Origin of the sequence: Halomonas sp. HK25, from assembly GCF_047795635.1 — a bacterium.
Taxonomy (GTDB): Bacteria; Pseudomonadota; Gammaproteobacteria; order Pseudomonadales; family Halomonadaceae; genus Halomonas.
Window position 1 is genome coordinate 4,300,979 of sequence record NZ_CP181044.1, and the last position, 21,659, is coordinate 4,322,637.

Here is a 21,659-nt window from a genome sequence, read left to right on the forward strand (position 1 = left end):
CTGCATTTTGCGTGTATGAGCTCGTAGCGCCCCGGGTACCTGCCCGGGGCGCTTTCGGTTATGTTGACGCAAGCGTCAATTCCCCCCATCCACTGCAAGGAACCCGCCGATGACCCTGATGACCGCCGCCACCATCGAGGACTTCCTCGACGAGGTATTCCCCCAGCGTATCGGGACCATCGAGGCCGTCGATCACATGCGCGCCACCATGAGTCTGGCCATCGACGACGACCACCTGCGCCCCGGTGCCAGTGTTTCAGGGCCCACCCTGATGGGGTTGGCCGATGTGTGCCTTTACGTGGCGATCCTCGCCCAGATCGGCCCCGAGCCCATGGCGGTCACCAGCGACCTGCACTGCCGTTTCCTGCGCCGCCCGCGGGGCGACCGCGACATCATCGCCACCGCCCGCATCCTCAAGCTGGGCCGGCGCCTGGCGGTGGGTGAGGTGCAGCTCTTCTCCGCGGGCAATGAGGAGCCGGTGGCGCTGGTGACCGCCACCTATGCCCTGCCGGACCCGGAGTGATCAGCCGCGGGGCGCCCTGATCACACAGAACGCCAGCGCCAGCCAGCCGGCGATCAAGAGCATCCCGCCGAAGGGGGTGATCATGCCCAGCCCGCCCAGGCCGGTCAGCGCCATGGCATAGAGCGAGCCCGAGAAGCACAGCATGCCCGCCGCCCACAGCCCCATGGTCAGCCGCTGCCCTGCCAGCGGCGTGGTGACACGCGAGGCCAGCACGGCCAGCAACGCCAGGGTGTGCCAGGCCTGGTAGCGCACCCCGGTCTCGAAGGCCGTCGCCAGGCGCGGGGCCAGCTGCCCCTCCAGAGCGTGGGCGCCGAAGGCCCCCGCCATCACCACCACAGCACCCGACAGCGCCGCCCCCAACCACCAGCCCTTATCCTGCATCTCGTTTTCCTCATGTGGCGTCATGGCCGCCACCGTACCCCGCCCGGTCGGACTCGGCTACAATGGTTCCCCGCGATTTCCACCCGCCAGGCGATTCGGCGGCGGGCCTGACAACGAGAGCAACGACAGCACAGAGAACGCCATGCAGATCCAGCTCAATGGCGAGGCGCGCACCCTGGCGCCCGGCCTCACGGTAGCCGCGCTGGTCGAGTCGCTGGGACTCACCGGCCGCCGCATCGCCGTGGAGGTGAACGAAGAGATCGTGCCCCGCAGCGAACATGCCGCCACCCCCCTGGTCGAGGGTGACCGGGTCGAGGTGGTGCACGCCATCGGCGGCGGTTGAACGCCGCCCGCGCCCCATAGCGAAGACAACCACAGAAGGCAGACTCGATGACAGACTTCTTTCAGGACCAGCCGCTGCGCATCGCCGGGCGCGAGTTCGTCTCCCGCCTGCTGGTCGGCACCGGCAAGTACAAGGACTTCGACGAGACCGGCGAGGCGATCGCCGCCTCCGGGGCCGAGGTGGTCACCTTCGCGGTACGGCGCACCAACCTGGGGCAGGAGCCCGGTGAGCCCAACCTGCTCGACGTGGTGTCCCCGGAGCGCTACACCCTGCTGCCCAACACCGCCGGCTGCTACACGGCGAAGGACGCGGTGCGTACCTGCAAGCTGGCCCGCGAGCTGCTCGACGGCCACAGCCTGGTCAAACTCGAGGTGCTGGGCGACGACTCGACCCTCTATCCCAACGTGGTAGAGACCCTGGCGGCCGCCGAGATCCTGCTTGCCGATGGCTTCGACGTCATGGTCTATACCAGCGACGACCCCATCGTCGCCCGCGAGCTGGAGCGCCTGGGCTGCTGCGCCATCATGCCGCTGGGCTCGCTGATCGGCTCAGGCCACGGCATCCAGAACCCCCACAACATCCGCCTGATCATCGAGCAGGCCGGTGTGCCGGTGCTGGTGGACGCGGGGATCGGCACTGCCTCCGACGCTGCCATGGCCATGGAGCTCGGCTGCGACGGCGTGCTGATGAACACCGCCATCGCCCATGCCCGCCAGCCGGTGCTGATGGCCAGCGCCATGAAGAAGGCCGTTGAGGCGGGCCGCGAAGCCTATCTGGCCGGCCGCATGCCGCGCCGCCAGAGCGCGGACCCCTCCTCCCCCTTTGCCGGCCGTATCAACGGCTGATTGTGCCAATCGAGAGCTGTAACGACCGATGAGTGATCAACCCCGCGACGATAACGCTACCACCGGGCCGGAAGGCCCGGAGGCCCCCCTGCACCGCCGCGGCATCAAGAGCTATGTCCTGCGCGCCGGCCGCATGACCCAGGCCCAGACCCGTGGCCTCGAGGAGATATGGCCGCGGCTGGGCCTGACCCTGGCCGAGGGCCGCCAGGACCTGGATACCCTGTTCGGGCGTGCCGCGCCGCGGGTGGTGGAGATCGGCTTCGGCATGGGTGCCTCGCTGATCGAGCAGGCCGAAACCCATCCCGACACCGACTTCATCGGCATCGAGGTGCACGCCCCGGGTGTGGGCAAGCTGCTCGACGAGGCCGATAAGCGCGGGCTGACCAATCTGCGCGTCTACCGTGAGGACGCCCTGGCAGTGATGGAGCGGTGCCTTCCCGAGGCCAGCCTCGACACTCTGCAGCTGTTCTTTCCCGACCCCTGGCCGAAGAAGAAGCACCACAAGCGGCGTATCGTTCAGCCGGCCTTCGTGGAACTGGTGCGAACCGGGCTCAAGGTCGGCGGCACCTTCCATCTGGCCACCGACTGGGAGGCCTATGCCGAGTGGATGGCCGAGGTGATGGACGCGGCCCCGGGCTATGCCAACACCGCGGCGCCCCAGACCGCTCCCTACGTGCCGCGGCCGGCGTTCCGCCCGCTGACCAAGTTCGAGGCCCGCGGCGAGAAGCTGGGCCATGGCGTCTGGGACCTGATCTACTGCCGCACGGACTGAGCGGGAGGGGCGAGCCCGAGCCGAAACCGCTCGAAGGTGGCGCCGGCCGCCTCCACTGCTCGGGCTTCCTCCCCTGCCGGACAGTAGCGTCCGGCGAAGTCCACGAACGCTGTCCAGTGTGCCGCCGCCTCCCCGACGGAGAAGAAGCGCAGGGGCACCTCCGCGCCCAGGGCCTGGCGGACCAGGCGGGCCAGGACCTCGCCGCCCAGCCGGGACCCTTCCAGCACATAGCGCTGTCCCACCAGTGTCGCCGGGGTGCGGGCGATGGGCGGGTCCGCCAGGGGGGATTCCGGGATCGGCATGCCGACATCGGCCAGGTCCTGGGCCAGAAGCGGCAGCCGGGAGGGGGGGAGAGTCTGGCGTGGTATGCCGAGGGCGTGGATGCCGGCCTCGATCGAGGCCTCCAGGTCGGCCAGAGGACGATAGAGGGCCTGGAGGGCGTGCGCATAGTCTCGCGGCGTGAGTCCGGCCGTGGTCAGGCGTTTCAGTTCCGGATGGTGATCCAGCCGACGGTGGTGGTGTCGGGTGCCTTCACGGAGCCGCTGGATCAAGGGGAGCGCTTGTTTCATGCGGTCATCCTCAGCCTGAAGGGAGAAGTCGAAGGAATGGTAGTGGGGGGAAGGGCCAGGCATACTGCCGGGTTACGCCGCCTAGCCATGGCTGGGTATTCTATCCCCCAGGGAGCTCTCGATGACCACGTCGGATGATCTGGCCCGTCTGCTGCAAGACTGTGAGCGGGAGCCTGTGCATGCGCCGGGCGGTATCCAGCCCCATGGTTGTCTGGTCTCCCTGTCGGGAGATCTGCGGTCAGTAGAGCTGGTCAGTGCCAATTTGTCGGACTATTTGGGGGTTGGCGCCGAGGAGGCGCTGGCCATGACGCCCCGGACGCTTCTGGGGGCCGGGGCGCTCGAGCGTATCCGCCATGCCTTGGAAGAAGCTTATCATCCTCGCGCCCTGGTCGTGCGTCGCCCGTCCCGGGGGCGCATGCGCTGCTTCCATGTCCTGCCCTATCGCAGCGAAGATCGAGTGGTGCTGGAATGGGAGCCGATCGCCATCCAGGAAGACCCATGGTTGCTGGCCGTGGTGACCGAGTGGCAGGCGATGCTGCCCCGTCTGGAGACGGCTGACGACCTCTTCCGAGCGCTGACCGAGCGGCTGCGTAAACTCTCCGGGCATGAGCGCGTGATGGTGTACAGGTTCGATGAGGCTTGGAACGGCAGCGTGATCGCCGAGAACCGCTCGGATGACATCGCGGGCCTCCTTCATCACCATTTCCCGGCCAGCGACATCCCCGCCCAGGTGAGGGCCCTCTACGACCACCAGCCGGTGCGAAGCTTCCCCGACGTGGCCGCCAGCCCGGTCCTGCTGCTGGCACCCGAGGAGCGCAAGGGGGGTAGCGAGCGGCTGACGCCGACAGGGCTGGACCTGTCTCCCGGATATCTCCGGGCGATCGCCCCCGTTCACCAGACCTATCTGGCCAACATGGGCGTCGCGGCTGCGCTTTCCCTGGCCATGCACGTGGAGGGTAAGCTATGGGGGCTGGTTACCTGTCATTCCCGCATGCCGATGCCGCTCTCACCCGCCCTGCGTGACACCATGAGGGCCATCGTACAGGACAGTGCGATCTGGCTGGGGCAGCTGCACAGCCGCGAGGAGGCTGCCCTGCTGGCGCGGATCGATGACAGCCGTGACCTGGCCAGTGGCGATGAGGGGCAACTCCCGAATCCGGCAGACGTGCTCGCACGCCATGGTGAGCAGTGGCTCTCGCTGTTCTCGGCCTGCGGTCTGGCTATGCTGTGGGACGGTGGCATCGCCCGGGTGGGGCGCCTGCCCGATGATGCCGCCCTCGGGGCGATGTGCCAGTGGCTGGCCCAGCATCATGGTACTCGCGGTAGCTGGCACTCCCAGGCACTCGGCGAGACCCCGCTGGCAGCGTGGTATGCCGAGCCCCTGTGTGGCCTGCTCGCCGTGCCGATCCCCATCGCCTTGCCTTCGTCCGGCTGGTTGTTGCTGTTTCGCGAGGAGTTGCGGAGCACCCGTGTCTGGGCAGGCCAGCCCGACAAGGCCGTGGATCTGTGTGCTGGCCGCTTGACGCCGCGCCGCTCCTTCGCCCAGTGGTATGAGGAGGTCCGCGGCTACAGCCAGGCCTGGCGGGTCCATGAAAGTCGGGCGGCGAGCCGCCTGGCCGAGGACCTGTCCATACTGGCCTCAGGGCATGCCATCAGCACCTTGAATGCCCAGCTTCAGCGACTGGCCTACAGCGATCATCTGACGGGCGTCTGGAACCGTTATCGGATCGAGCAGGCCATCGATGCCGAGCTGTGTGCCGCCGAGCGTTATACACGCCCCTGCTCGCTCCTGCTGTTCGATATCGACCACTTCAAGCACTTTAACGACACCCATGGCCACGCCGCGGGAGACAAGGTTCTGGTCGCCGTGACCCGGGCGGTGCAGGTGGAGCTCCGGGAGGCCGACAACATGGGGCGCTGGGGTGGTGAGGAGTTCATCGTTCTGGCGACCAGCACCGACCAGGACGGCGCTCGGGTCCTGGCCGAGCGACTGCGGCGCCGGGTCGCCGCCTTGTCGCTCGGAGAGCTGGGGGGAGTGACGATCAGCTTGGGAGTGACGGCCGCCCAGCCTGGCGATGATCGTCGGCGGCTGGTGGCGCGAGCCGATCAGGCGATGTATCGGGCCAAGGCAGCGGGACGCAATCGTATCGAGGTAGCTCAGGCCACCCGGGGCCATGAAATGTCGCAGTAAGAGGGCGCCGCCCAGCCTGCGATGAACAAAAAAAAGCCGCCCCGTTGGGGGCGGCGGCAAGACCGTGACTAGCAATGAGGAGGGAGAAACCATGGCAGGAGACTGGCGGGTCCTGCCTTGGCAGTGGCGGCTCATCAACGCCACTGGAAGAAAGAGTAATCATTCTCATTTCTGGCGTCAACAGTAATACGAACAATTTATATTCGTTCCTGTGTCAGCCCGCCAGGCGCAGCCACAGGGGCAAGGTGGCCATGGCCAGCAGGGTCTGGGCGGTGATCAGCGCCGCCATCATCTCGGCGTCGCCGCCCAGCTGGCGCGCCAGGATATAGGCCGAGGTGGCGGTGGGCAGGGCGGCGAACAGCAGCGCCACGTCGCGGCTCACCGGGTCGAGGCCCAGCGCCAGGGCGAGCGCCAGCACCAGCGCAGGCATCAGCCCCAGCTTGACGAGGTTGGTGGCCCAGACGCCCCGGTCGAGCCGCAGCAGTGCCTCGGGGCGCAGCGCCACGCCCACGGCCACCAGGCCCAGCGGCAGGGCGGCGCGGCCGAGCAGTTCCACCGTGTCCGCGCTCCAGCCCGGCAGGCCGATCCCGCTGACGTTCAGGCCGATGCCGATCAGACAGCCGAGGATCAAGGGATTGCGCGCCAGGGCCGAGAGGCTCTTGGCGAGGCTGCCGGTGCCGAGTGTTCCCGCGGCGATGAAGCTGGACACGCACAGCACGTTGACCACCGGTACCATCAGTGCCACGGCCACGGCGGCCACGGTGGCGCCTGGCGTGCCGTGCAGGGCAGCGGCCCCGGCGACGCCCACGTAGGTGTTGAAGCGCAGGGCCCCCTGAAAGGCCGACGTGAAGGCCGGCGGGTCGAGGCCCAGCCAACTGCGCAGCGCCCATAGCAGGGAGCCGAACAGGCCCATGGCGCCCAGCAGTGCAACGGCCAAGCGTGCCACCGGCACCTGGCTGACGTCGGCGGTGGCCAGGGTCGACACCAACATGGCGGGAAACAGCAGGAAGTAGATCAGCCGTTCCAGCTGGGGCCAGAAATCGCCGCCCGGTTGGCGCAGCCGGCCCAGCACGGCGCCCAGCAGGATAAGCAGGAACAGGGGCCCCAGCGCATTCGCCACTCCCGTCATCGTGGTCTCCTTGGTCGGGTTGCCCTGCGACATCCTTGCGCAGTCTGCCACAGGCGAATGCTGATAAGCTTACCGCGACATTCCCTCTCGTGAGCGCTTCACTCGTCAACATGCCGACTTCTGGTTCCACCGATCCGGTCATCTCGCGCCCCCCGCTGCTGCGGCTGCTGGTCCTCTTCACACTGGGGACCGTGGCCGTGGCGCTCTGGTACCTGACCAGCTACAGTCTTCGCGGTAGCGATGACGTGCGCTGGTTCCCGGAGGAGGTCGGCTGCGAGCCAAGCCAGGGTGTCTGCCAGGCGGCGCTGGGCGAGGATGGCAGCCTGATGCTGGACCTGGGCGCCGATGGCGAGATCCGTGCCCTGGAGATCCTGCCGATGACGGTCGCCCTGGAGGGCGTCGAGGCCGATTCGGTGGTGGTGGACTTCATCGGCCGCGACATGGACATGGGACTGCATCGCTATCCGCTGGCCCGGCAGGCCGATGGCACCTTTCGCGGTGAGGGGCAAGTTCCGATCTGCACCGAGACGCTGATGCCCTGGCGGGCCAGGGTGATCGTCACCAGCGGTGAACGCCGCCTGGGCAGTGGATTCAACTTCGAGGTGGAGAGAAGCCGACTATGAAACGACAGGGACTCTTGGCGAGTATCGCGCTGATTGTGCTGGTGCTGGTGCTGGCGGTGGGTGGCTATGGCTGGTTCCAGCAGCAGTTCGCGACAAGCGGCAACGGTCTGACTGGCGGGCCCATCGAGTTGCCTTCGACACGGGGCGACTTCTCCCTGGCCGAACTCGAGGAGGATCAGCTGGCGGTAGTCTTCTTTGGCTACACTTACTGCCCCGACGTCTGCCCCATGAGCCTGGCGGTGGTGCGCCGGGCGCTGGCCGAACTGGACGCCGCCGACCGCGATCGGGTGGTACCGCTGATGATATCGGTGGACCCGGAGCGCGACACCCTGGAGCGCCTGGCGGAGTACATCGGCTTCTTCGGCGACGCCTTCATCGGCGCGACCGGCAGCGAGGCCGAGCTCGAGGAGCTCGCCGAGCGCTACGGCGTGATCTGGCGGCGTGTCGAGACCCCGGAGTCGGCCATGGCCTACACCATCGACCACAGCTCGTCGCTCTACCTGGTGGATCGCGAAGGCACCATCCTGCGCCGGGTGCTCTACTCACCGGCGCCCCATGCGCTGCTCTCCGCCCTCGGCGACACCCTCTGACAGCGAGCCCCTTCGAGGGTCTCGCCCCCGCCTGCCGCTCCGGCCTCAGCGCGGGGGCATCGGTGCCTCCTGCAGGCGATCCAGCATGGCCATCAGCGCGCGGACCTGGGTGCCCTCGCGGGTATCGTGGAGCGGATTGAGCTGCCAGGTGCTCTCGGCGAAGCCCCACCAGTCCCAGCACCCCTGGGGGTTGGCCAGGCTGGTCTCGGCCTGGGGATAGAGGACGACCCGGTCGTGGGCAGCCGCCCACTCGTTGAGGCCGCTGTGGCGCACGAAGGTCTCACCGATCTGCTCCGCGCCCATGCCGCAGCCGTGCAGCGCGACGGTGAGGGCGCAGCCGCCCGCCTCGCACGCTTCCGGTACGAACAGATAGCCCTCCGAGTCGAGCCCCTTTACGGCGAAGTCGCCCTGATCGAAGTGCAGCAGGTCGCCGGCGAGGGTATCCGTCTCGGCGGGCTCGTCCGCGCCTGGCGGCATATCGTGAAGCCAGGCCATGGCCTCGCCGGCAAGGTCCTGGTCGCAGCCCAGCAGGTGGGTGCCGCCGCCCTGGTGGCAGTCGCCCAGCTCCGTGGCCGGGGGTGAAGTCGCACGGTGAACGATGGGCCAGCCATGACCGACACCGTCGCTCTGCACGAAGCGCAGCTGTGTCTCGGGCACCGCCAGCCAGCCGGCGAGCTGGTCGGCCAGGGCCGCACCCAGGGCCGGGGCGACGGTCTCGTCCGCGCCACCGTGCCAGACGAAGGCGCGCAGCCCGGACAGGGCCTCGGCGCTGCCCACGCGCTCATGCTCGCGGTAGTCGGCCAGGCGCTGCTCCAGCTCATTGAGAGCGGGCGGGCCGAGGCGAGTGGTCATGCACTGACCGAGGGCGCGGCGCAGGGCGCCCTGGGCGCAGGACCAGGGGCCGGCACCGAGCACGGCGAGCCCATGGAAGCGCTCGGGCCAGGCCACCGCCAGCTGGGTGGCCATGTAGCCGCCGGAGGAGACGCCGATCACGCTGGCGTCGGTCTTCTCCAGCCCCAGCCGAGGCAGGTCGGGAAGGCCCTCGGCGGCAGCCGGGGCAGCGACGAAAGCCGCCAGCACGAGGCTGGCGGCGGGAAGGATAGGTGAGGTCATGGGGCTCAGTCGTCGACCACGTCGAGCAGTTCGACGTGGAAGATCAGGGTCTCATGGGGGCCGATGGGGCCCTGGCCCTGGGCGCCGTAGGCCAGCTCGGCGGGGATCACGATTTCCCAGCTGTCGCCGACGCTCATCAGCTGAAGTGCCTCCTGCCAGCCGTCGATCACCTGGTCGACCCGGAAGCTTACCGGCTCGCCGCGCTCAAGGGAGCTGTCGAAGACGGTGCCGTCGATCAGGGTGCCCTCGTAGTGCACCTCGACGCTATCGTCGGGGCCAGGAGTGGCGCCGTCGCCGGACTCAAGCACCCGGTATTGCAGGCCGGATTCGGTGACCTCGACGCCCTCTGCCTCGGCGTTGGCGGCCAGGAAGGCCTCGCCCTCGGCGCGGTTGTTCTCGGCCCGCTGCTCGGCCTCGGCCTGGCGAGCGGTCATGGCCTCCTCCTGGAAGCGCATCAGCGTTTCGGCCATCTCCTCGTCGCTCATCGCCAGTTCGCCGCCGGCAAAGACATCGTGGATCGCCTGAGTGAAGGCGTCCACATCCAGGTCGTGCACATCCTGCTGGATGCTCTGGCCAAGGGTCACGCCGAGGCTATAGCCGAGGCGGCCCTCGTCGGTCTCCGGCGCGGCCAGCGCCAGGGGGGCGACGCCGAGCAGGGCGGTCAGGGAAGCGGTGGTCAGCAGTCTCTTCATGAACGGGCCTTGTGGTTAGGCGCGTAGCGCCATGGCAGGAGGGATTCGGCGCGGGCGCGCCATCGGGGCATGGAGACCATGGGACTCCGCGGGGGCGGGCCGGTTCCACACGGCGGTGATGGAGACCCGTCTCGGTCGCGGGCATCATACCATCTGGGTCAGACCACGAGTGTGGGGCAGTTCGCGGAGCCGGCCACGCGCTGGGCCACGCTGCCCAGCAGCAGGCTCTTGTCGCCGTTGGTCCCCTGGGAGCCGATCACGATCAGGTCGCATTCCCGCTTGCGAGCGAAGCGTACGATGATACGAGACGGGCGCCCGCCCTTGACGAAGGCGCGCAGCTTGTCGGCCGGCACGCCCATCTCGATCGCCTGGCTCTTGGCATGCACGGCGATCTCGGTGGCGTACTCCTTGAGGGCGTCGTCGGGGATCTCCAGCTTGTCCGGGCGCACCATGGAGAGCGAGGCCTCCAGCAGGCTGTGGTGCTTGAAGACGCACAGGATGTAGAGCTCGGCGCCGGTCAGCATCTGCAGGCCGGCGCCCTTCTGCAGGGCCTTCAGTGCCCCCTTGGAGCCGTCCACCGGGACCAGTATCCGATTGAACATGGCGTGTCTCCCTAGGGTTTATTGGATCTGGGATCAGTGGATCAGCGGAACGCCAGGTCGCGCAGGAACAGGGCGATCTGCGGGAACATGATGATCATCGCGGCGGCCAGCACCAGCATGAAGACGAAGGGTGGGGTACCGCGTATCACCTCCCAGTAGGGTCGCTTGAAGATGGCGATGGCGGTGAAGATGTCGCAGCCGAAGGGTGGCGTCGCCGAGCCTATGGCGACCTGCAGGGTGATCAGCACGCCCACCAGCACCGGATCGAGGCCCGAGGCGGCGATGGCCGGGGCGAAGATCGGCGTCAGCACCAGGATCACCACGATGGGGTCCACGAACATGCAGGCCACGAAGAAGGCGATGGAGATGGCGATCAGCACGCCTACCGGGCCGGCCTCATTGACGCCCACGGCAGCGAGTATCGTCTGAGGGATCTGGGCAAAGGAGATGATCCAGGAGAAGCCATTGCCTACCGCCACCAGGATGAATACCACCGCGGTGATCAGGCCGGTGGACTTGGCGATGGCGTAGATGTGGTGGAGCTTCAGCGAGCGGAACACCACGAACTCGAGGAGCACCGCATAGAGCACACAGGCAGCCGCTGCCTCGGTGGGGCTGAAGATGCCCCCGTAGATGCCGCCGACGATCAATACCGGGAAGCCCAGCGGCCAGAGGGCATCCTTGACCGACACGGCGCGCTGCTTCCAGGTCGCCCTCTCCTCGGTCGGCACCTTGTGGATGGTGGCGTAGAAGATGGAGTAGGCCGAGAACATGACCAGGATCATCAGCCCCGGGCCGATGCCGGCGATGAACAGTTCGCCGATGGAGGTACCGGAGATGACGCCGTAGATGATCATGCCGATGCTCGGCGGGATTAGGAAGGCGATGTCGCTGGAATTGATGATCAGCGCCAGGGTGAAGGGGTCCTTGTAGCCGGCCTTGAGCATGCGCGGGCGCAGCGGGGAGCCCACCGCTACGACGGTAGCCTGGGTGGAGCCCGAGACTGCGCCGAACAGGGTGCAGGAGGCGGCAGTGGAGACGGCCAGGCCGCCCTTGATGTGGCCGACGAAGGCCATGACCATATTGATCAGGCGGTTGGCGGACTGGCCGCGGGTCATGATGTCGGCGGCCAGGATGAACATGGGCACGGCGATCAGCGCCGTGGGCCGGATGCCCCCCATCATCTGCTGGATGAGGGTTTCCATCTGGCCGAATCCGCCGAAGGTCATGTAGAACCCGACGAAGGCCGCCGTGGCCAGGGGAATCATCATCGGGAACCCGAGTAGCAGGAGCACGATCATGATGGAGACGATAATGGTTGTCATGGGGTGTGCCTCGCTGGGATCAGACTTCCGTTTCCGTGTCCTTGTAGCCGTCCACCACGTGGGTCGAGAGGTAGACGTCGCGGGAGGTCATGTTCTTGATGGCAGTCAGCAGGTACTGAATGCCAGTGATGGCAAAGCCTATCGGTACCCACACATACATGATCCAGATCGGAATGCTCAGCGAGGGCAGCACGCGCCCGCGACCATAGAGGGTGGAGATGTAGCCGATCGAGTAGTAGCAGAGCACGAACATCACCAGGGCGGTGAACAGGCTGATAAAAACCATCATCCAGCGCCTTCCCCCGGTGGGCACGGCATCGTAGATGGCCGACATACGGATGTGGCGACCGTGACGGGCCGCATAGCCGATGCCGGCGAAGGTGATCATCACGATCAGGATGCGGTTGACCTCCTCGGAGAAGTGCAGGCTCTCGCCGAGGATGAAGCGGCTCAGCACGTTGGCGATGGTGTTGATGGCCATGAGGATCACCCCCATGGCCAGGATGACCGCCTCTGCCCGGCTGATCCAGGTGTCGATGGGCCCCAGCGGGCCGGGCAGAGTCGAGCGATAGTTCTTCTCGGCAATGTCGTCTTCGTTCATTTCCATGTCGGCGGGCTCCTGTCGATTCCCCACGCACGATTATCACTGTCGTTCTTCGAGAGTACGCCGTCAGGCTTCGTCATGCCGTCGAGGCTTCAACGCTGAGTGGCCGGGATAAACCCCAAGAGAGGGGCGCCGTGGCGGTGAAGGCAAAGGGGGCAGCCTCACGGCTACCCCCTTGCTTGCTGCGATGACGGTGACTCGGAGTAATCAGTCGTCGACCATCACGGCTTCGAGGTCGGCGTGGAACTGGTCGAGCAGCTCCTGACCACGCTCGCCGGTCATGTTGATGAACTCCTCTTCGACCTCCGGGGCACGGGCACGGAAGGCCTCGATCTGCTCTTCGGTGAGGCGGGTCACGGTAACCTCGTCGGAGGCCTCCTGGATCTTGGCCAGGGAGTCGTCGGCCAGGCCGGAGATATGATCGATGATGATCTCGTAGGCGTGATCGCTGGCGTCGCGCACCAGCTGCTGATCATCCTCGGAGAGGCCGTCGAAGAAGTTCTGGTTGGCCATCATGGCGGTGGTGAACCAGCCATGACCGGTGTAGACCAGGTTCGGAGAGACCTCATAGAGACCGCCGGATTCGATCCAGAAGATCGGGTTCTCCTGGCCCTGGAGGATGCCGGTCTGCAGGCCGCCGTAGACCTCGCCCCAGGGCAGCGGCGTCGGGCTGGCACCGAAGGCGCGGTAGGTGGCGGAGAGCAGCGGGTTGGTCATGATGCGGATGTTCTTGCCGCGTAGCTCTTCCGGGGTGGTGAAGGGCTCATCCAGGGTGACGATCATCTCGCCTTCGGGGTACATCTTGAGCAGCTCCAGGCCTTGCTCGGCGTAGAGCTCCGGGAACATCTCGTTGATGGCCACGCTGGTGTTGAAGAACTCGATGACCTGCTCTTCATCGGTGGGCAGCAAATAGGGAACGAAGAAGATCTGTGCTTCGGGAATCAACGCGCCGGTGAAGCCGGGTGACTGGTTGACGAACTGCAGGATGCCCGCCTGGGCCTGCTCCATGATGTCGTCGGACTCGCCCAGCTCACCGAAGCGATAGACCTGGACGGTATTGTCGGAGTTCTCCTCGATGTACTCCTTGAACGCCATGGCGTAGACGTCCTGAACATCGCCCTCGAACTCCTCGTGGGCATAGCGCCAGTTGGCAGAATGGGCGGCCGCGGACATCCCGAAAAGCAGGGCGCCGACGGTGGCTGTGGTCATCAGCTTGGTTGCCTTCATTCTTGTAGTCCCCTTACCGGTTGGGTGGTCATATTCTTGCGAAAATGACAGGCACGACACGGACATGGAGCCCGTACATGTTTTTTCAGGCTAGCGTGGCCCCGGGGGAGGGTCAAGCGAGGCAATCAGCGTATGGAGCGTTGAAAGGTGGGTTTTTTTCTGCAACCCGAGGGCGTTGGCCAGCACTTTTTCGGCGGATTTACCGGCGGAGGTAAGCAGGCTCTGTTCACCCCCCAGAGCCAGTCGCTCGAGCCGGCCGAGGGTCTCCCGCTCGGCCTGGAGTTCGGCGCGCTTGAGGATCTCGCGGAGCTTGGCGACCCCGGTGTGCGCTGCGGCCTCGGGCTTGAGCCCGCGGCGCAGATGGCGCAGTGGCGCGGTGACTTCGCGCTGCCAGCGGAGGGCCTCCGCCAGCCCCTTCTCGGCCGTCGGGCCGGGCACGGCGCCGTGGCGTATCAGCCAGCAGCGCCACAGCAATTCGCAGACATCCACCCCGGCCTGATCTTGCAGGGTCAGGCAGGCCGATTCGACCTCTGGCCGGCCATAGAGCGTCAGGGCAAACGCCCACAAGGGCTGCTGGGTCAGACGGGCCCGCAGGTTGGCCGTCATTTCGGTAGAATCATCGTTCGTTTCCTCGGCCGTCGCCGGCATGGCGGCGGCTTCCCTGTACTGCCCGTGGAGCCTGCATGATCGCACTGCGCCAAGTTTCCCTGCAACGCGGCACCCAGTCCCTGCTTGAAGGGGCCGACCTGACCCTGCATGCCGGCCACAAGGCGGGTATCGTCGGCCCCAATGGCGCCGGCAAGTCGAGCCTGTTCAAGCTGCTGCTCGGCGAGCTGGCCCCGGATCGCGGCGAAGTCGAGATGAGCGGTGGCCAGCGCATCGCCCATATGGCCCAGGAGGTGGAGGCGCTGGATCGGGCCATCGTCGACTATGTGCTCGATGGGGACCGCGAACTGCGTGAGACCGAGGCGGCACTGGCGGCCGCCCGGGAGGCCCATCACGCCCACCGCGAGGCGGAGCTGCACGGTGCTATCGAGGCGCTGGACGGCTACAGCGCGCCGGCCCGAGCGTCTCAGCTGCTGGTGGGTCTGGGCTTTACCCAGGCGGACCTGGCGCGCCCGCTGTCAGACTTCTCCGGCGGTTGGCGGATGCGGGTCAACCTGGCCCGCACCCTGTTCATGCCCTCCGACGTGCTGCTGCTCGACGAGCCCACCAACCACCTGGACCTCGATGCCCTGCTGTGGCTCGAGCAGTGGCTCGTGCGCTACCCCGGCACCCTGCTGCTGATTTCCCACGACCGTGATTTCCTTGACGCGGTGTGCGACCACATCGCGCACTTCGACCGCCAGATGCTGGTGCTCTATCGCGGCAACTACTCCACCTTCGAGCGTACCCGGGCCGAGAAGCTGGCGCTGCAGCAGGCCGAGGCGGCCAAGCAGCAGGCGCGACGCGAGGAGATCGAGAGCTTCGTGGCGCGCTTCCGGGCCAAGGCCACCAAGGCGCGCCAGGCCCAGAGTCGCCTCAAGATGCTGGAGCGCATGGGCGACATCGCCGTGGCCCACGCCGACTCCCCCTTCCACTTCACCATTCCCGCCTCCGACAAGACCTCCCATCCGCTGCTGGTGCTGGACGAGGCGCGGCTGGGCTACCGCGACGCAGCGGGCAACGAGACCGTGCAACTCAATGATGTGAAGCTGACCCTGCTGCCCGGGCAGCGCATCGGCCTGTTGGGGCCCAACGGCGCCGGCAAGTCGACGCTGATCAAGTCGCTGACCGGCGAGCTGGCCCTGCTGGCCGGCAGGCGGGTGCCCGGCGAGCATCTGGCCATCGGCTACTTCGCCCAGCACCAGCTGGAGGGCCTGGACCTGGCCTCGACGCCCTTCATGCACGTGCAGCGACTCTCGCCGACGGCCGCGGATCTGGACATCCGCAAGTTCCTGGGCGGCTTCGGCTTCCAGGGCGATGACGCCTTCGGCGAGGTGGGGCGCTTCTCAGGTGGTGAGAAGGCTCGGCTGGCGCTGGCCCTGGTGGCCTGGCAGAAGCCCAACCTGCTGCTGCTGGACGAGCCCACCAACCACCTGGACCTGGAGATGCGCGAGGCGCTCACCGAGGCGCTGGCGGCCTTCGAGGGCACGGTGATCATCGTCTCCCACGACCGCCACCTGCTGCGTGCCACTGTGGATGAGTTCTGGCGGGTGGCCGACCACCGCGTCGAGCCCTTCGATGGTGATCTCGAAGACTACCGGACCTGGCTCAAGGCGAGGCTCGAGGGCGAGCGTCGCGAGGCCCGAGCCGAGAAGGGCGAGCGTCAGGCGGAAGGTGCCGCGCCCAGGGAGGATCGCCGCGCGACCCGCCGCGCCGCCGCCGAGCTGCGCGAGAAACTGCGGCCGCTGAAGAAGCAGCGCGACCGTGCCGAGCAGGCCATGGAGCGGGTCCAGGCTGAGCTGGCCGTGGTGGAGGAGGGGCTGGGCGACGCCGAGCTCTACACCGACGCCGCGCGCAAGGAGGAGCTGACCGCCACCCTGGCCCGTCAGGGCGAGCTCAAGTCACGGCTGGACGTCCTCGAGGCCGAGTGGCTGGCCGCCGAGGAGGCGCTGGAAGCGGCCGAGCTTCGCTCGGAGCTGTAAGAGCGGCGCTTCGCGCCTGGAAGCGGCCGGGCTGCGCCCGGAGCTTGAAGCGATAAGCCTGAAGCTGGAAGAAAACCTTGACTCTGAGGCTGGCGGCAGCTTCCAGCTTTCAGCTTTCGAGCAAAAAGGTCACCGGACCGTCGTTGACCAGCGAGACCTCCATATTGGCGGCGAATTCGCCGCTCTCCACCCGGGGCCAGGCCGCCTCGGCCCTTTCCAGCAGGTAATGGAACAGCCGATGGCCCTCGTCGGGCGCTGCGGCGCTGGAGAAGCTGGGCCGCAGCCCCTTGCGGGTATCCGCCGCCAGGGTGAACTGGGAGACCAGCAGCAGGCCGCCGTCGACCTGCTGCAAGTCGAGGTTCATCTTGTCGTCGGCGTCGCCGAATACCCGGAAGTGCAGCAACTTGTGCAGCAGCCGATCAGCGGCGGCCTCGTCGTCGCCCTTCTCCACCCCCACCAGGGCCAGCAGGCCGTGGCCGATGGCGCCCACGGTGCGGCCCTCCACGGCCACGCTGGCCCGGGTGACACGCTGAATCAGTGCCTTCATCTCTACCCTCCCCGATGATCCTGACGTGCTGCCTCAAGTGAAGAAGAGAGCGTAGCACGCTCGTGGTCAGCGGCGGCCCAGCAGGGCATCGCGGAAGTCGTCCCGCAGCGGGCTTTCACCGAGCCAGATGCCGAAGAGCGCGCTGGCCAGGGCCGGGTTGTCACCACGATAGAGCCGCTCGCCGTTGAGGGCCAGCAGCAGGGCCTCGCCGTCCCAGGTCAGGGCGTAGCGGTCGCCGGGCTCGACGCTGCGATAGGCGCGGTTGAAGGCGTTCAGGGCGGGCAGCAGGTTGCGATAGGCCCCCTCGCCGAGACGTTCGCGCACGCTGTCGCGGGTGGCGGCGGCGAAGTCGTCCGCCTCGATGGCGTGGAAGTATTCGAGCTCCAGCCGGCGCGGCAAGGCCGACAGCGGTGCCGGCTCGGGCGCCTCGGGGGCCTGGTAGTAGGCCCCCGCATAGGCGGTCCAGATCAGGTAGCGGAAGAGGCCGTGGCCGATCAGGCGGTAGGCCTGGCCCGCTTCCTCCAGTTCGGTGGCGAACTGCACGCCCCTGACTTCCACCGTCTCCGTGGCGGCGGCCCGTATCGGCAGGCAGGTCAGCAGCAGGGCGAGCAGCAGGACGGGCAGGGGAATGGAGATGCCGTCAGCGACGGCAAGACGGGCAGGGCGACGCATGGTAAACCTCCGGCGATGGATTGTCAGTCATGTACAGACTTTATCATCACGTAGAGGTTCTGTATCAGCTTTTGCCTACCAGGCGCGGCAAAGCATGATGTCGCAGTGGGGCTCGGCCAGCAGCTGCTCGGTGATATGGCTCTGGCGGCCCAGCTGACCGCGGCTGCCCAGGGCCAGCAGGTCCGGCGGCTGGCGGCGCAGCCGGGTCATCAGTACCTCCAGGGGCTCGCCCTGTTCCAGCACCAGATCCAGCTCCGGCACGTCGTCGAGCTCGGCCATCAGCTGCTCGGTCTCGCGCTCGAGCTGGGTGCGCAGGCGGGCCACCTCGCGGTCCCGCCAGCGGGCATAGTCGCCGTCGGAGCCCAGCTCGCGCTCGCCGGGGATGTCCCAGGCGTGCAGCAGGGTGAGGCGCGCCTCGGGGAAGCGCTTGAGCGTCTCGCGCAGGGTGTGTCGCGAGGTCAGCGAGAAGTCCACCGGCACCAGGATGTCGCGCCACTCCTGGGTGGCCAGATGGCTTACCGTGAGCACCGGGCAGGGGGCGCTGCGCAGCACCCGGGCCAGGGTGGTGCCGGCGACGAGATCCGGCTGGCCGCGCTTGCGGTGGGCGCCGAGGATGATCATGTCCACCTCTCGCTCGTGGGCCTCGCGGATGATCTCGGCGTAGGCGGAGCCGGCCACCGTCTGCAGCAGCACCTGGGGCTCGGGCAGGGCATAGTCCTCGCGGATATCGGTCAGGGTGGCTTGCATGTCCGCCACCACCGCCTCCTCCAGGTCGTGGAGCACCCGCCGAGGCAGGTAGGGGTCGAGCACGTGGATCACGTCCAGGCGGGCGCCCTGTTCGCCAGCCAGGCGCAGGGCCCGGGCGAAGGCAGCGCGGTTTTCAGCAGAGAGGTCGCAGGCGAACAGCAGGGTCTGGGTCATGATGACGGTCTCCGCTTCCCGAAAGGTGAGATCTTCAGGATGGGAGGCCGGCGCCGCCCCTGCAAGGGACAAAACGCCGGAAAGGCCCTACCACCAGGCGTGGAAGTGGTGCACCGGGCCGCGTCCCTGACCCACGTCAAGCCGCCGGCTCGCAGCCAGCGCCTCACCCAGCCATTGCTTGGCGCCCGCCACCGCCTCGAGCAGCGAGTCGCCCCGGGCCAGGCGCGCGGTAATGGCGGAGGAGAGGGTGCAGCCGGTGCCGTGCAGGTTGGTGGTGTCGACCCGGGCACCCTCGACCCAGGTGGTGGCGTCGGCGCTGATCAGCAGGTCGGGGCACTCCTCGCCGCTCAGGTGGCCCCCCTTGAGCAGGGCGCTACTGGCGCCCAGCGCCCGCAGTGCCGGCGCCAGGGCCAGCATGCCGTCGCGGTCGCCCGGCACCGGGGCGTCGAGCAGCACCGCGGCCTCGGGCAGATTGGGGGTGATCAGGTCGGCCAGGGGCACCAGCACCTCGCGCACCGCGTGGATGCCGGCATCGCCCACCAGGATGTCGCCGCTCTTGGCCACCATCACCGGGTCGAGTACCACCCAACGCGGGCGGTGGCGGTTCAGCGCCTCGCGGATCACCTCGGCCACCTCCAGACTCGCCACCATGCCGATCTTCACCGCGTCGATGCGCACGTCGTCGAGCAGGGTCTCGAGCTGGGCCGCGATGAAGGCGGCAGGCACCGGGTGCACGCCGGTGACGCCGCGGGTGTTCTGGGCGGTCAGGGCGGTAATCACGCTGGTACCATAGGCCCCCAGTGCCGAGAAGGTCTTGAGGTCAGCCTGGATGCCGGCGCCGCCGCTGGGGTCGGAGCCGGCAATGGTCAGCACATTGGGAATCACGTGCTTGGGAATGGAACGAGAGTCGGTCATGCGGTCACCTGACAAGAAAAGAGCATGCTGAGCCTGTTTGCGGTGGCCCTGGTCAGCGCCACCCTGCTGCCGGGCGGTTCGGAGGTTTGGCTTGCCCGGCTGTGGTGTCTGGGCGAGCCGGTCCTGGCGCTGTGGGCGGTGGCCACCGCCGGCAACACCCTGGGCAGCCTGATCAACGTCTGGATGGGGCGCTATGCGCGCCGCTTCCAGGACCGGCGCTGGTTTCCCGCCTCACCGGCGGGACTGGCCCGGGCCGAGCGCTGGTACCTGCGTTTCGGTGAATGGAGCCTGCTGGCCTCCTGGGCGCCGGTGGTGGGCGACCCGCTCACCGTGCTGGCCGGCATCTTCCGGCTGCCCTGGTGGCGGGCCATCCTGCTGATCACCCTGGCCAAGGGGACACGCTACGCCGTGGTGCTGCTGCTGGCGCAGCAGTGGCTCGCGCCCCTGTGCCAATAGCCTGCCCGTCGAACCTCAGAGCACCGAGGGAAGCCAGGTGGCTAATCCCGGCATCAGTGCCAGTGCCAGCAGCATGCAGAGCTGCAGGGCGATGAAGGGGATCACCCCCCGGTAGATCGCCGAGGTGGGCACGGACTCCGGCGTCACCCCGCGCAGGTAGAAGAGCGCGAAGCCGAAGGGTGGCGTCAGGAAGGAGGTCTGCAGGTTCACGGCGATCATGATGCCCAGCCAGATCGGGTCGACGCCCATGGCCAGCAGCACCGGGCCGACGATGGGCACCACCACGAAGGTGATCTCGATGAAGTCGAGGATGAAGCCGAGCAGGAAGATCACCAGCATCACCACGAGAGTGGCCCCCACGACCCCGCCGGGCAGCGCCTCGAACAGTTCGACGACCAACTCCTCGCCGCCGAAGGCGCGGAACACCAGCGAGAAGAGTGCCGCGCCGATCAGGATCAGGAATACCATGCTGGTGACCTGGGTAGTGGACTGCACCACCTCACGCAGGATCGGCAGGTTCAGCCGGCGGTTGACCAGTGCCAGCAGGAAGGCGCCGAAGGCGCCCACCGCCGAGGCCTCGGTGGGCGTGGCGAAACCGCCGAGGATCGAGCCGAGCACGGCGACGATCAGCAGCAACGGCGGTACCAGCCCCTTGAGCAGCAGCGGCCAGAGGCTGCCGGTATGGCCCAACTCCTCCATCAACGTCCGGCGGTCTGCGGCCGGTGCCATCTCCGGCTTCAGCCAGGCGGTGAACAGCAGGTAGACAATATAGGCCACCACCAGCAGCAGGCCCGGCACCAGGGCGCCGATGAAGAGGTCGCCCACCGAGAGGCTACGAGGGCTCCACACCCCCATGGCCAGCTGGGCCTGCTGGTAGGCGTTGTTGAGCACGTCGCCAAGCAGCACCAGGGCGATGGAGGGCGGAATGATCTGGCCCAGGGTGCCGGTAGCGCAGATGGTTCCGGTGGCCAGGGACGGCGAGTAGCCGCGCTTGAGCATGGTGGGCAGCGAGAGCAGCCCCATGGTCACCACGGTGGCGCCGACGATGCCGGTGGAGGCGGCCAGCAGCATGCCCACCAGCACCACGGCGATACCCAGGCCGCCGCGCAGGGCACCGAAGGCCAGCGACATCGCATCGAGCAGGGTCTCGGCGATGCGTGACTTCTCCAGCAGCACCCCCATCAGCACGAACAGCGGCACGGCGAGCAGGGTCTGGTTGGTCATGATGCCGTAGAGGCGGTTGGGCATGGCGCCCAGGTAGCGCGTCTCGAAGGGCACCGGGACGCCCATCTCCACCAGGGCATAGCCGATGCCGGCGAAGATCAGCGCGGTGCCGGCCAGCGACAGCGCGACCGGATAGCCCAACATCAGTACGCCACATACGGCGGCGAACATCACCAGCGGCATGAACTCGAGGAGAGTGGCCAGCATCACACGAGCTCCTCGTGGGGCGGGATATCGTTGGGCAGTCGGTGGCGGATCACCAGTACCTGGCGGATCACCTGGGCGATGCCCTGCACCAGCAGTAGCGCCATCATCACCAGGATCAGGCTCTTGAGCAGGTAGACCCCGGGAATGCCGCCGTCCGGCGAGCGCTCCAGGATCGCCCAGCTGCTGCGCACATAGCCGACGCTGCCGATGCCGATGAACAGCACCACCGGAATCAGCAGGAAGAGGGTGCCGCAGAGGTCGACCCAGGCGCGGCCCCGGGCGGAGAGTCGCCGATAGAAGATATCCACGCGTACATGGCCGTCGCGGCGCAGGGTCCAGGCGGCGCCGAGCATGAAGACCGCGGCGTGCATGTACATCACCGATTCCTGCATCACGGTATTGTGGATGCTGAACACGTAGCGCATCACCACGATGGCGAACTGCACCAGCATCATGATGATCACCAGCCAGGCAATGCTGGTGCCGATGCGGTCGGTAAAGGCGTCCAGGCCCCGGAGCAGGGCCGGTTCGCGGGAAGGGGGTGTCATGGGAGGTCTCGTG

The 21,659-nt window shown here is 67.5% G+C and carries 25 protein-coding genes; 9 read left to right on the forward strand and 16 right to left on the reverse strand.

Going from position 1 to position 21,659, the window contains the following annotated elements; translation table 11 throughout:
* Positions 1-109 precede the first annotated feature (109 nt).
* On the forward strand, positions 110-523 hold the full coding sequence (locus ACM26W_RS20230; RefSeq protein ID WP_416138749.1) for a PaaI family thioesterase: 414 nt from the start codon (positions 110-112) through the stop codon (positions 521-523).
* On the opposite strand, the gene ACM26W_RS20235 is transcribed toward ACM26W_RS20230, so the two are convergent.
* Positions 524-904 carry a DUF423 domain-containing protein gene (locus tag ACM26W_RS20235; RefSeq protein ID WP_416138750.1) on the reverse strand — a complete coding sequence of 127 codons (381 nt, stop codon included), beginning with the start codon at positions 902-904 and terminating at the stop codon, positions 524-526.
* A 142-nt stretch (positions 905-1,046) separates the two neighbouring features.
* Between ACM26W_RS20235 and thiS the strand changes: the two genes are divergently transcribed.
* From thiS to trmB, 3 genes are read left to right on the forward strand one after another with little or no spacing between them, the layout of a single operon-like run.
* Entirely contained in the window at positions 1,047-1,247 is a 201-nt protein-coding gene (thiS, locus tag ACM26W_RS20240; protein WP_416138751.1) for a sulfur carrier protein ThiS, read from the forward strand.
* Between the two features lie 47 nt (positions 1,248-1,294).
* Entirely contained in the window at positions 1,295-2,092 is a 798-nt protein-coding gene (locus tag ACM26W_RS20245) for a thiazole synthase (protein ID WP_416138752.1), read from the forward strand.
* Positions 2,093-2,120: 28 nt separating this feature from the next.
* A complete protein-coding gene (trmB, locus tag ACM26W_RS20250) occupies positions 2,121-2,864 on the forward strand; it encodes a tRNA (guanosine(46)-N7)-methyltransferase TrmB (protein ID WP_416138753.1) in 744 nt (247 codons plus the stop codon).
* Here trmB and ACM26W_RS20255 read toward each other — a convergent pair.
* Positions 2,846-3,433 carry a biliverdin-producing heme oxygenase gene (locus ACM26W_RS20255; RefSeq protein ID WP_416138754.1) on the reverse strand — a complete coding sequence of 196 codons (588 nt, stop codon included), beginning with the start codon at positions 3,431-3,433 and terminating at the stop codon, positions 2,846-2,848. The genes trmB and ACM26W_RS20255 overlap by 19 nt on opposite strands.
* 121 nt (positions 3,434-3,554) lie before the next feature.
* Between ACM26W_RS20255 and ACM26W_RS20260 the strand changes: the two genes are divergently transcribed.
* Positions 3,555-5,624, forward strand: a complete 2,070-nt coding sequence (locus ACM26W_RS20260; RefSeq protein WP_416138755.1) for a diguanylate cyclase — start codon at positions 3,555-3,557, stop codon at positions 5,622-5,624.
* 214 nt (positions 5,625-5,838) lie between these two features.
* Here ACM26W_RS20260 and ACM26W_RS20265 read toward each other — a convergent pair whose 3' ends face one another.
* Positions 5,839-6,753 carry an AEC family transporter gene (locus ACM26W_RS20265; RefSeq protein WP_416138756.1) on the reverse strand — a complete coding sequence of 305 codons (915 nt, stop codon included), beginning with the start codon at positions 6,751-6,753 and terminating at the stop codon, positions 5,839-5,841.
* 89 nt (positions 6,754-6,842) lie between these two features.
* On the opposite strand from ACM26W_RS20265, the gene ACM26W_RS20270 reads away from it, so the two are divergent.
* Positions 6,843-7,376 (forward strand): hypothetical protein, encoded by a 534-nt coding sequence (locus ACM26W_RS20270; RefSeq protein ID WP_416138757.1) that lies wholly within the window; start codon positions 6,843-6,845, stop codon positions 7,374-7,376.
* The gene (locus ACM26W_RS20275; RefSeq protein ID WP_416138758.1) at positions 7,373-7,966 is read left to right on the forward strand and encodes an SCO family protein; all 594 of its coding nucleotides are present in this window, start codon (positions 7,373-7,375) and stop codon (positions 7,964-7,966) included. Before ACM26W_RS20270 ends, ACM26W_RS20275 begins: the two co-directional genes overlap by 4 nt.
* A gap of 45 nt (positions 7,967-8,011) precedes the next feature.
* On the opposite strand, the gene ACM26W_RS20280 is transcribed toward ACM26W_RS20275, so the two are convergent.
* The 7 genes from ACM26W_RS20280 to ACM26W_RS20310 all read right to left on the reverse strand — a co-directional run bounded on the left by ACM26W_RS20280 (position 8,012) and on the right by ACM26W_RS20310 (position 14,177).
* Positions 8,012-9,079 carry a poly(3-hydroxybutyrate) depolymerase gene (locus ACM26W_RS20280; protein WP_416138759.1) on the reverse strand — a complete coding sequence of 356 codons (1,068 nt, stop codon included), beginning with the start codon at positions 9,077-9,079 and terminating at the stop codon, positions 8,012-8,014.
* Positions 9,080-9,084: 5 nt separating this feature from the next.
* Complete coding sequence (locus ACM26W_RS20285; RefSeq protein WP_416138760.1) at positions 9,085-9,771, reverse strand: FKBP-type peptidyl-prolyl cis-trans isomerase; 687 nt, start codon at positions 9,769-9,771, stop codon at positions 9,085-9,087.
* 158 nt (positions 9,772-9,929) lie between these two features.
* On the reverse strand, positions 9,930-10,373 hold the full coding sequence (locus tag ACM26W_RS20290; RefSeq protein WP_416138761.1) for a universal stress protein: 444 nt from the start codon (positions 10,371-10,373) through the stop codon (positions 9,930-9,932).
* Positions 10,374-10,414: 41 nt separating this feature from the next.
* Entirely contained in the window at positions 10,415-11,698 is a 1,284-nt protein-coding gene (locus tag ACM26W_RS20295) for a TRAP transporter large permease (RefSeq protein WP_416138762.1), read from the reverse strand.
* 19 nt (positions 11,699-11,717) lie between these two features.
* Complete coding sequence (locus ACM26W_RS20300) at positions 11,718-12,305, reverse strand: TRAP transporter small permease (protein ID WP_416138763.1); 588 nt, start codon at positions 12,303-12,305, stop codon at positions 11,718-11,720.
* A gap of 204 nt (positions 12,306-12,509) precedes the next feature.
* Positions 12,510-13,529 (reverse strand): TRAP transporter substrate-binding protein DctP, encoded by a 1,020-nt coding sequence (gene dctP, locus ACM26W_RS20305; RefSeq protein ID WP_416138764.1) that lies wholly within the window; start codon positions 13,527-13,529, stop codon positions 12,510-12,512.
* 90 nt (positions 13,530-13,619) lie between these two features.
* Complete coding sequence (locus ACM26W_RS20310) at positions 13,620-14,177, reverse strand: TIGR02444 family protein (RefSeq protein WP_416138765.1); 558 nt, start codon at positions 14,175-14,177, stop codon at positions 13,620-13,622.
* A gap of 35 nt (positions 14,178-14,212) precedes the next feature.
* Between ACM26W_RS20310 and ACM26W_RS20315 the strand changes: the two genes are divergently transcribed.
* Positions 14,213-16,156, forward strand: a complete 1,944-nt coding sequence (locus ACM26W_RS20315) for an ATP-binding cassette domain-containing protein (RefSeq protein WP_416138766.1) — start codon at positions 14,213-14,215, stop codon at positions 16,154-16,156.
* 109 nt (positions 16,157-16,265) lie between these two features.
* On the opposite strand, the gene dtd is transcribed toward ACM26W_RS20315, so the two are convergent.
* From dtd to thiD, 4 genes are all read right to left on the reverse strand, one after another.
* Positions 16,266-16,703: a D-aminoacyl-tRNA deacylase gene (gene dtd, locus ACM26W_RS20320; RefSeq protein WP_416138767.1), complete on the reverse strand. Its 438-nt coding sequence runs from the start codon at positions 16,701-16,703 to the stop codon at positions 16,266-16,268.
* Positions 16,704-16,769: 66 nt separating this feature from the next.
* Positions 16,770-17,375: a chalcone isomerase family protein gene (locus ACM26W_RS20325; protein WP_416138768.1), complete on the reverse strand. Its 606-nt coding sequence runs from the start codon at positions 17,373-17,375 to the stop codon at positions 16,770-16,772.
* A 75-nt stretch (positions 17,376-17,450) separates the two neighbouring features.
* Positions 17,451-18,296 (reverse strand): universal stress protein, encoded by an 846-nt coding sequence (locus ACM26W_RS20330; RefSeq protein WP_416138769.1) that lies wholly within the window; start codon positions 18,294-18,296, stop codon positions 17,451-17,453.
* Positions 18,297-18,383: 87 nt separating this feature from the next.
* Positions 18,384-19,211, reverse strand: coding sequence for a bifunctional hydroxymethylpyrimidine kinase/phosphomethylpyrimidine kinase (gene thiD / locus ACM26W_RS20335; protein ID WP_416138770.1), 828 nt, complete (start codon positions 19,209-19,211; stop codon positions 18,384-18,386).
* Between the two features lie 24 nt (positions 19,212-19,235).
* Here thiD and ACM26W_RS20340 point away from each other — a divergent pair, with 24 nt between their 5' ends.
* Positions 19,236-19,667, forward strand: coding sequence for a YqaA family protein (locus tag ACM26W_RS20340; RefSeq protein ID WP_416138771.1), 432 nt, complete (start codon positions 19,236-19,238; stop codon positions 19,665-19,667).
* A 15-nt stretch (positions 19,668-19,682) separates the two neighbouring features.
* Here the strand turns inward: ACM26W_RS20340 and ACM26W_RS20345 are convergent, their stop codons facing one another.
* Positions 19,683-21,098: a TRAP transporter large permease gene (locus ACM26W_RS20345; RefSeq protein ID WP_416138772.1), complete on the reverse strand. Its 1,416-nt coding sequence runs from the start codon at positions 21,096-21,098 to the stop codon at positions 19,683-19,685.
* The gene (locus ACM26W_RS20350) at positions 21,098-21,646 is read right to left on the reverse strand and encodes a TRAP transporter small permease subunit (protein WP_416138773.1); all 549 of its coding nucleotides are present in this window, start codon (positions 21,644-21,646) and stop codon (positions 21,098-21,100) included. The genes ACM26W_RS20345 and ACM26W_RS20350 overlap by 1 nt, the downstream gene beginning before the upstream one ends.
* Positions 21,647-21,659: the final 13 nt, after the last annotated feature.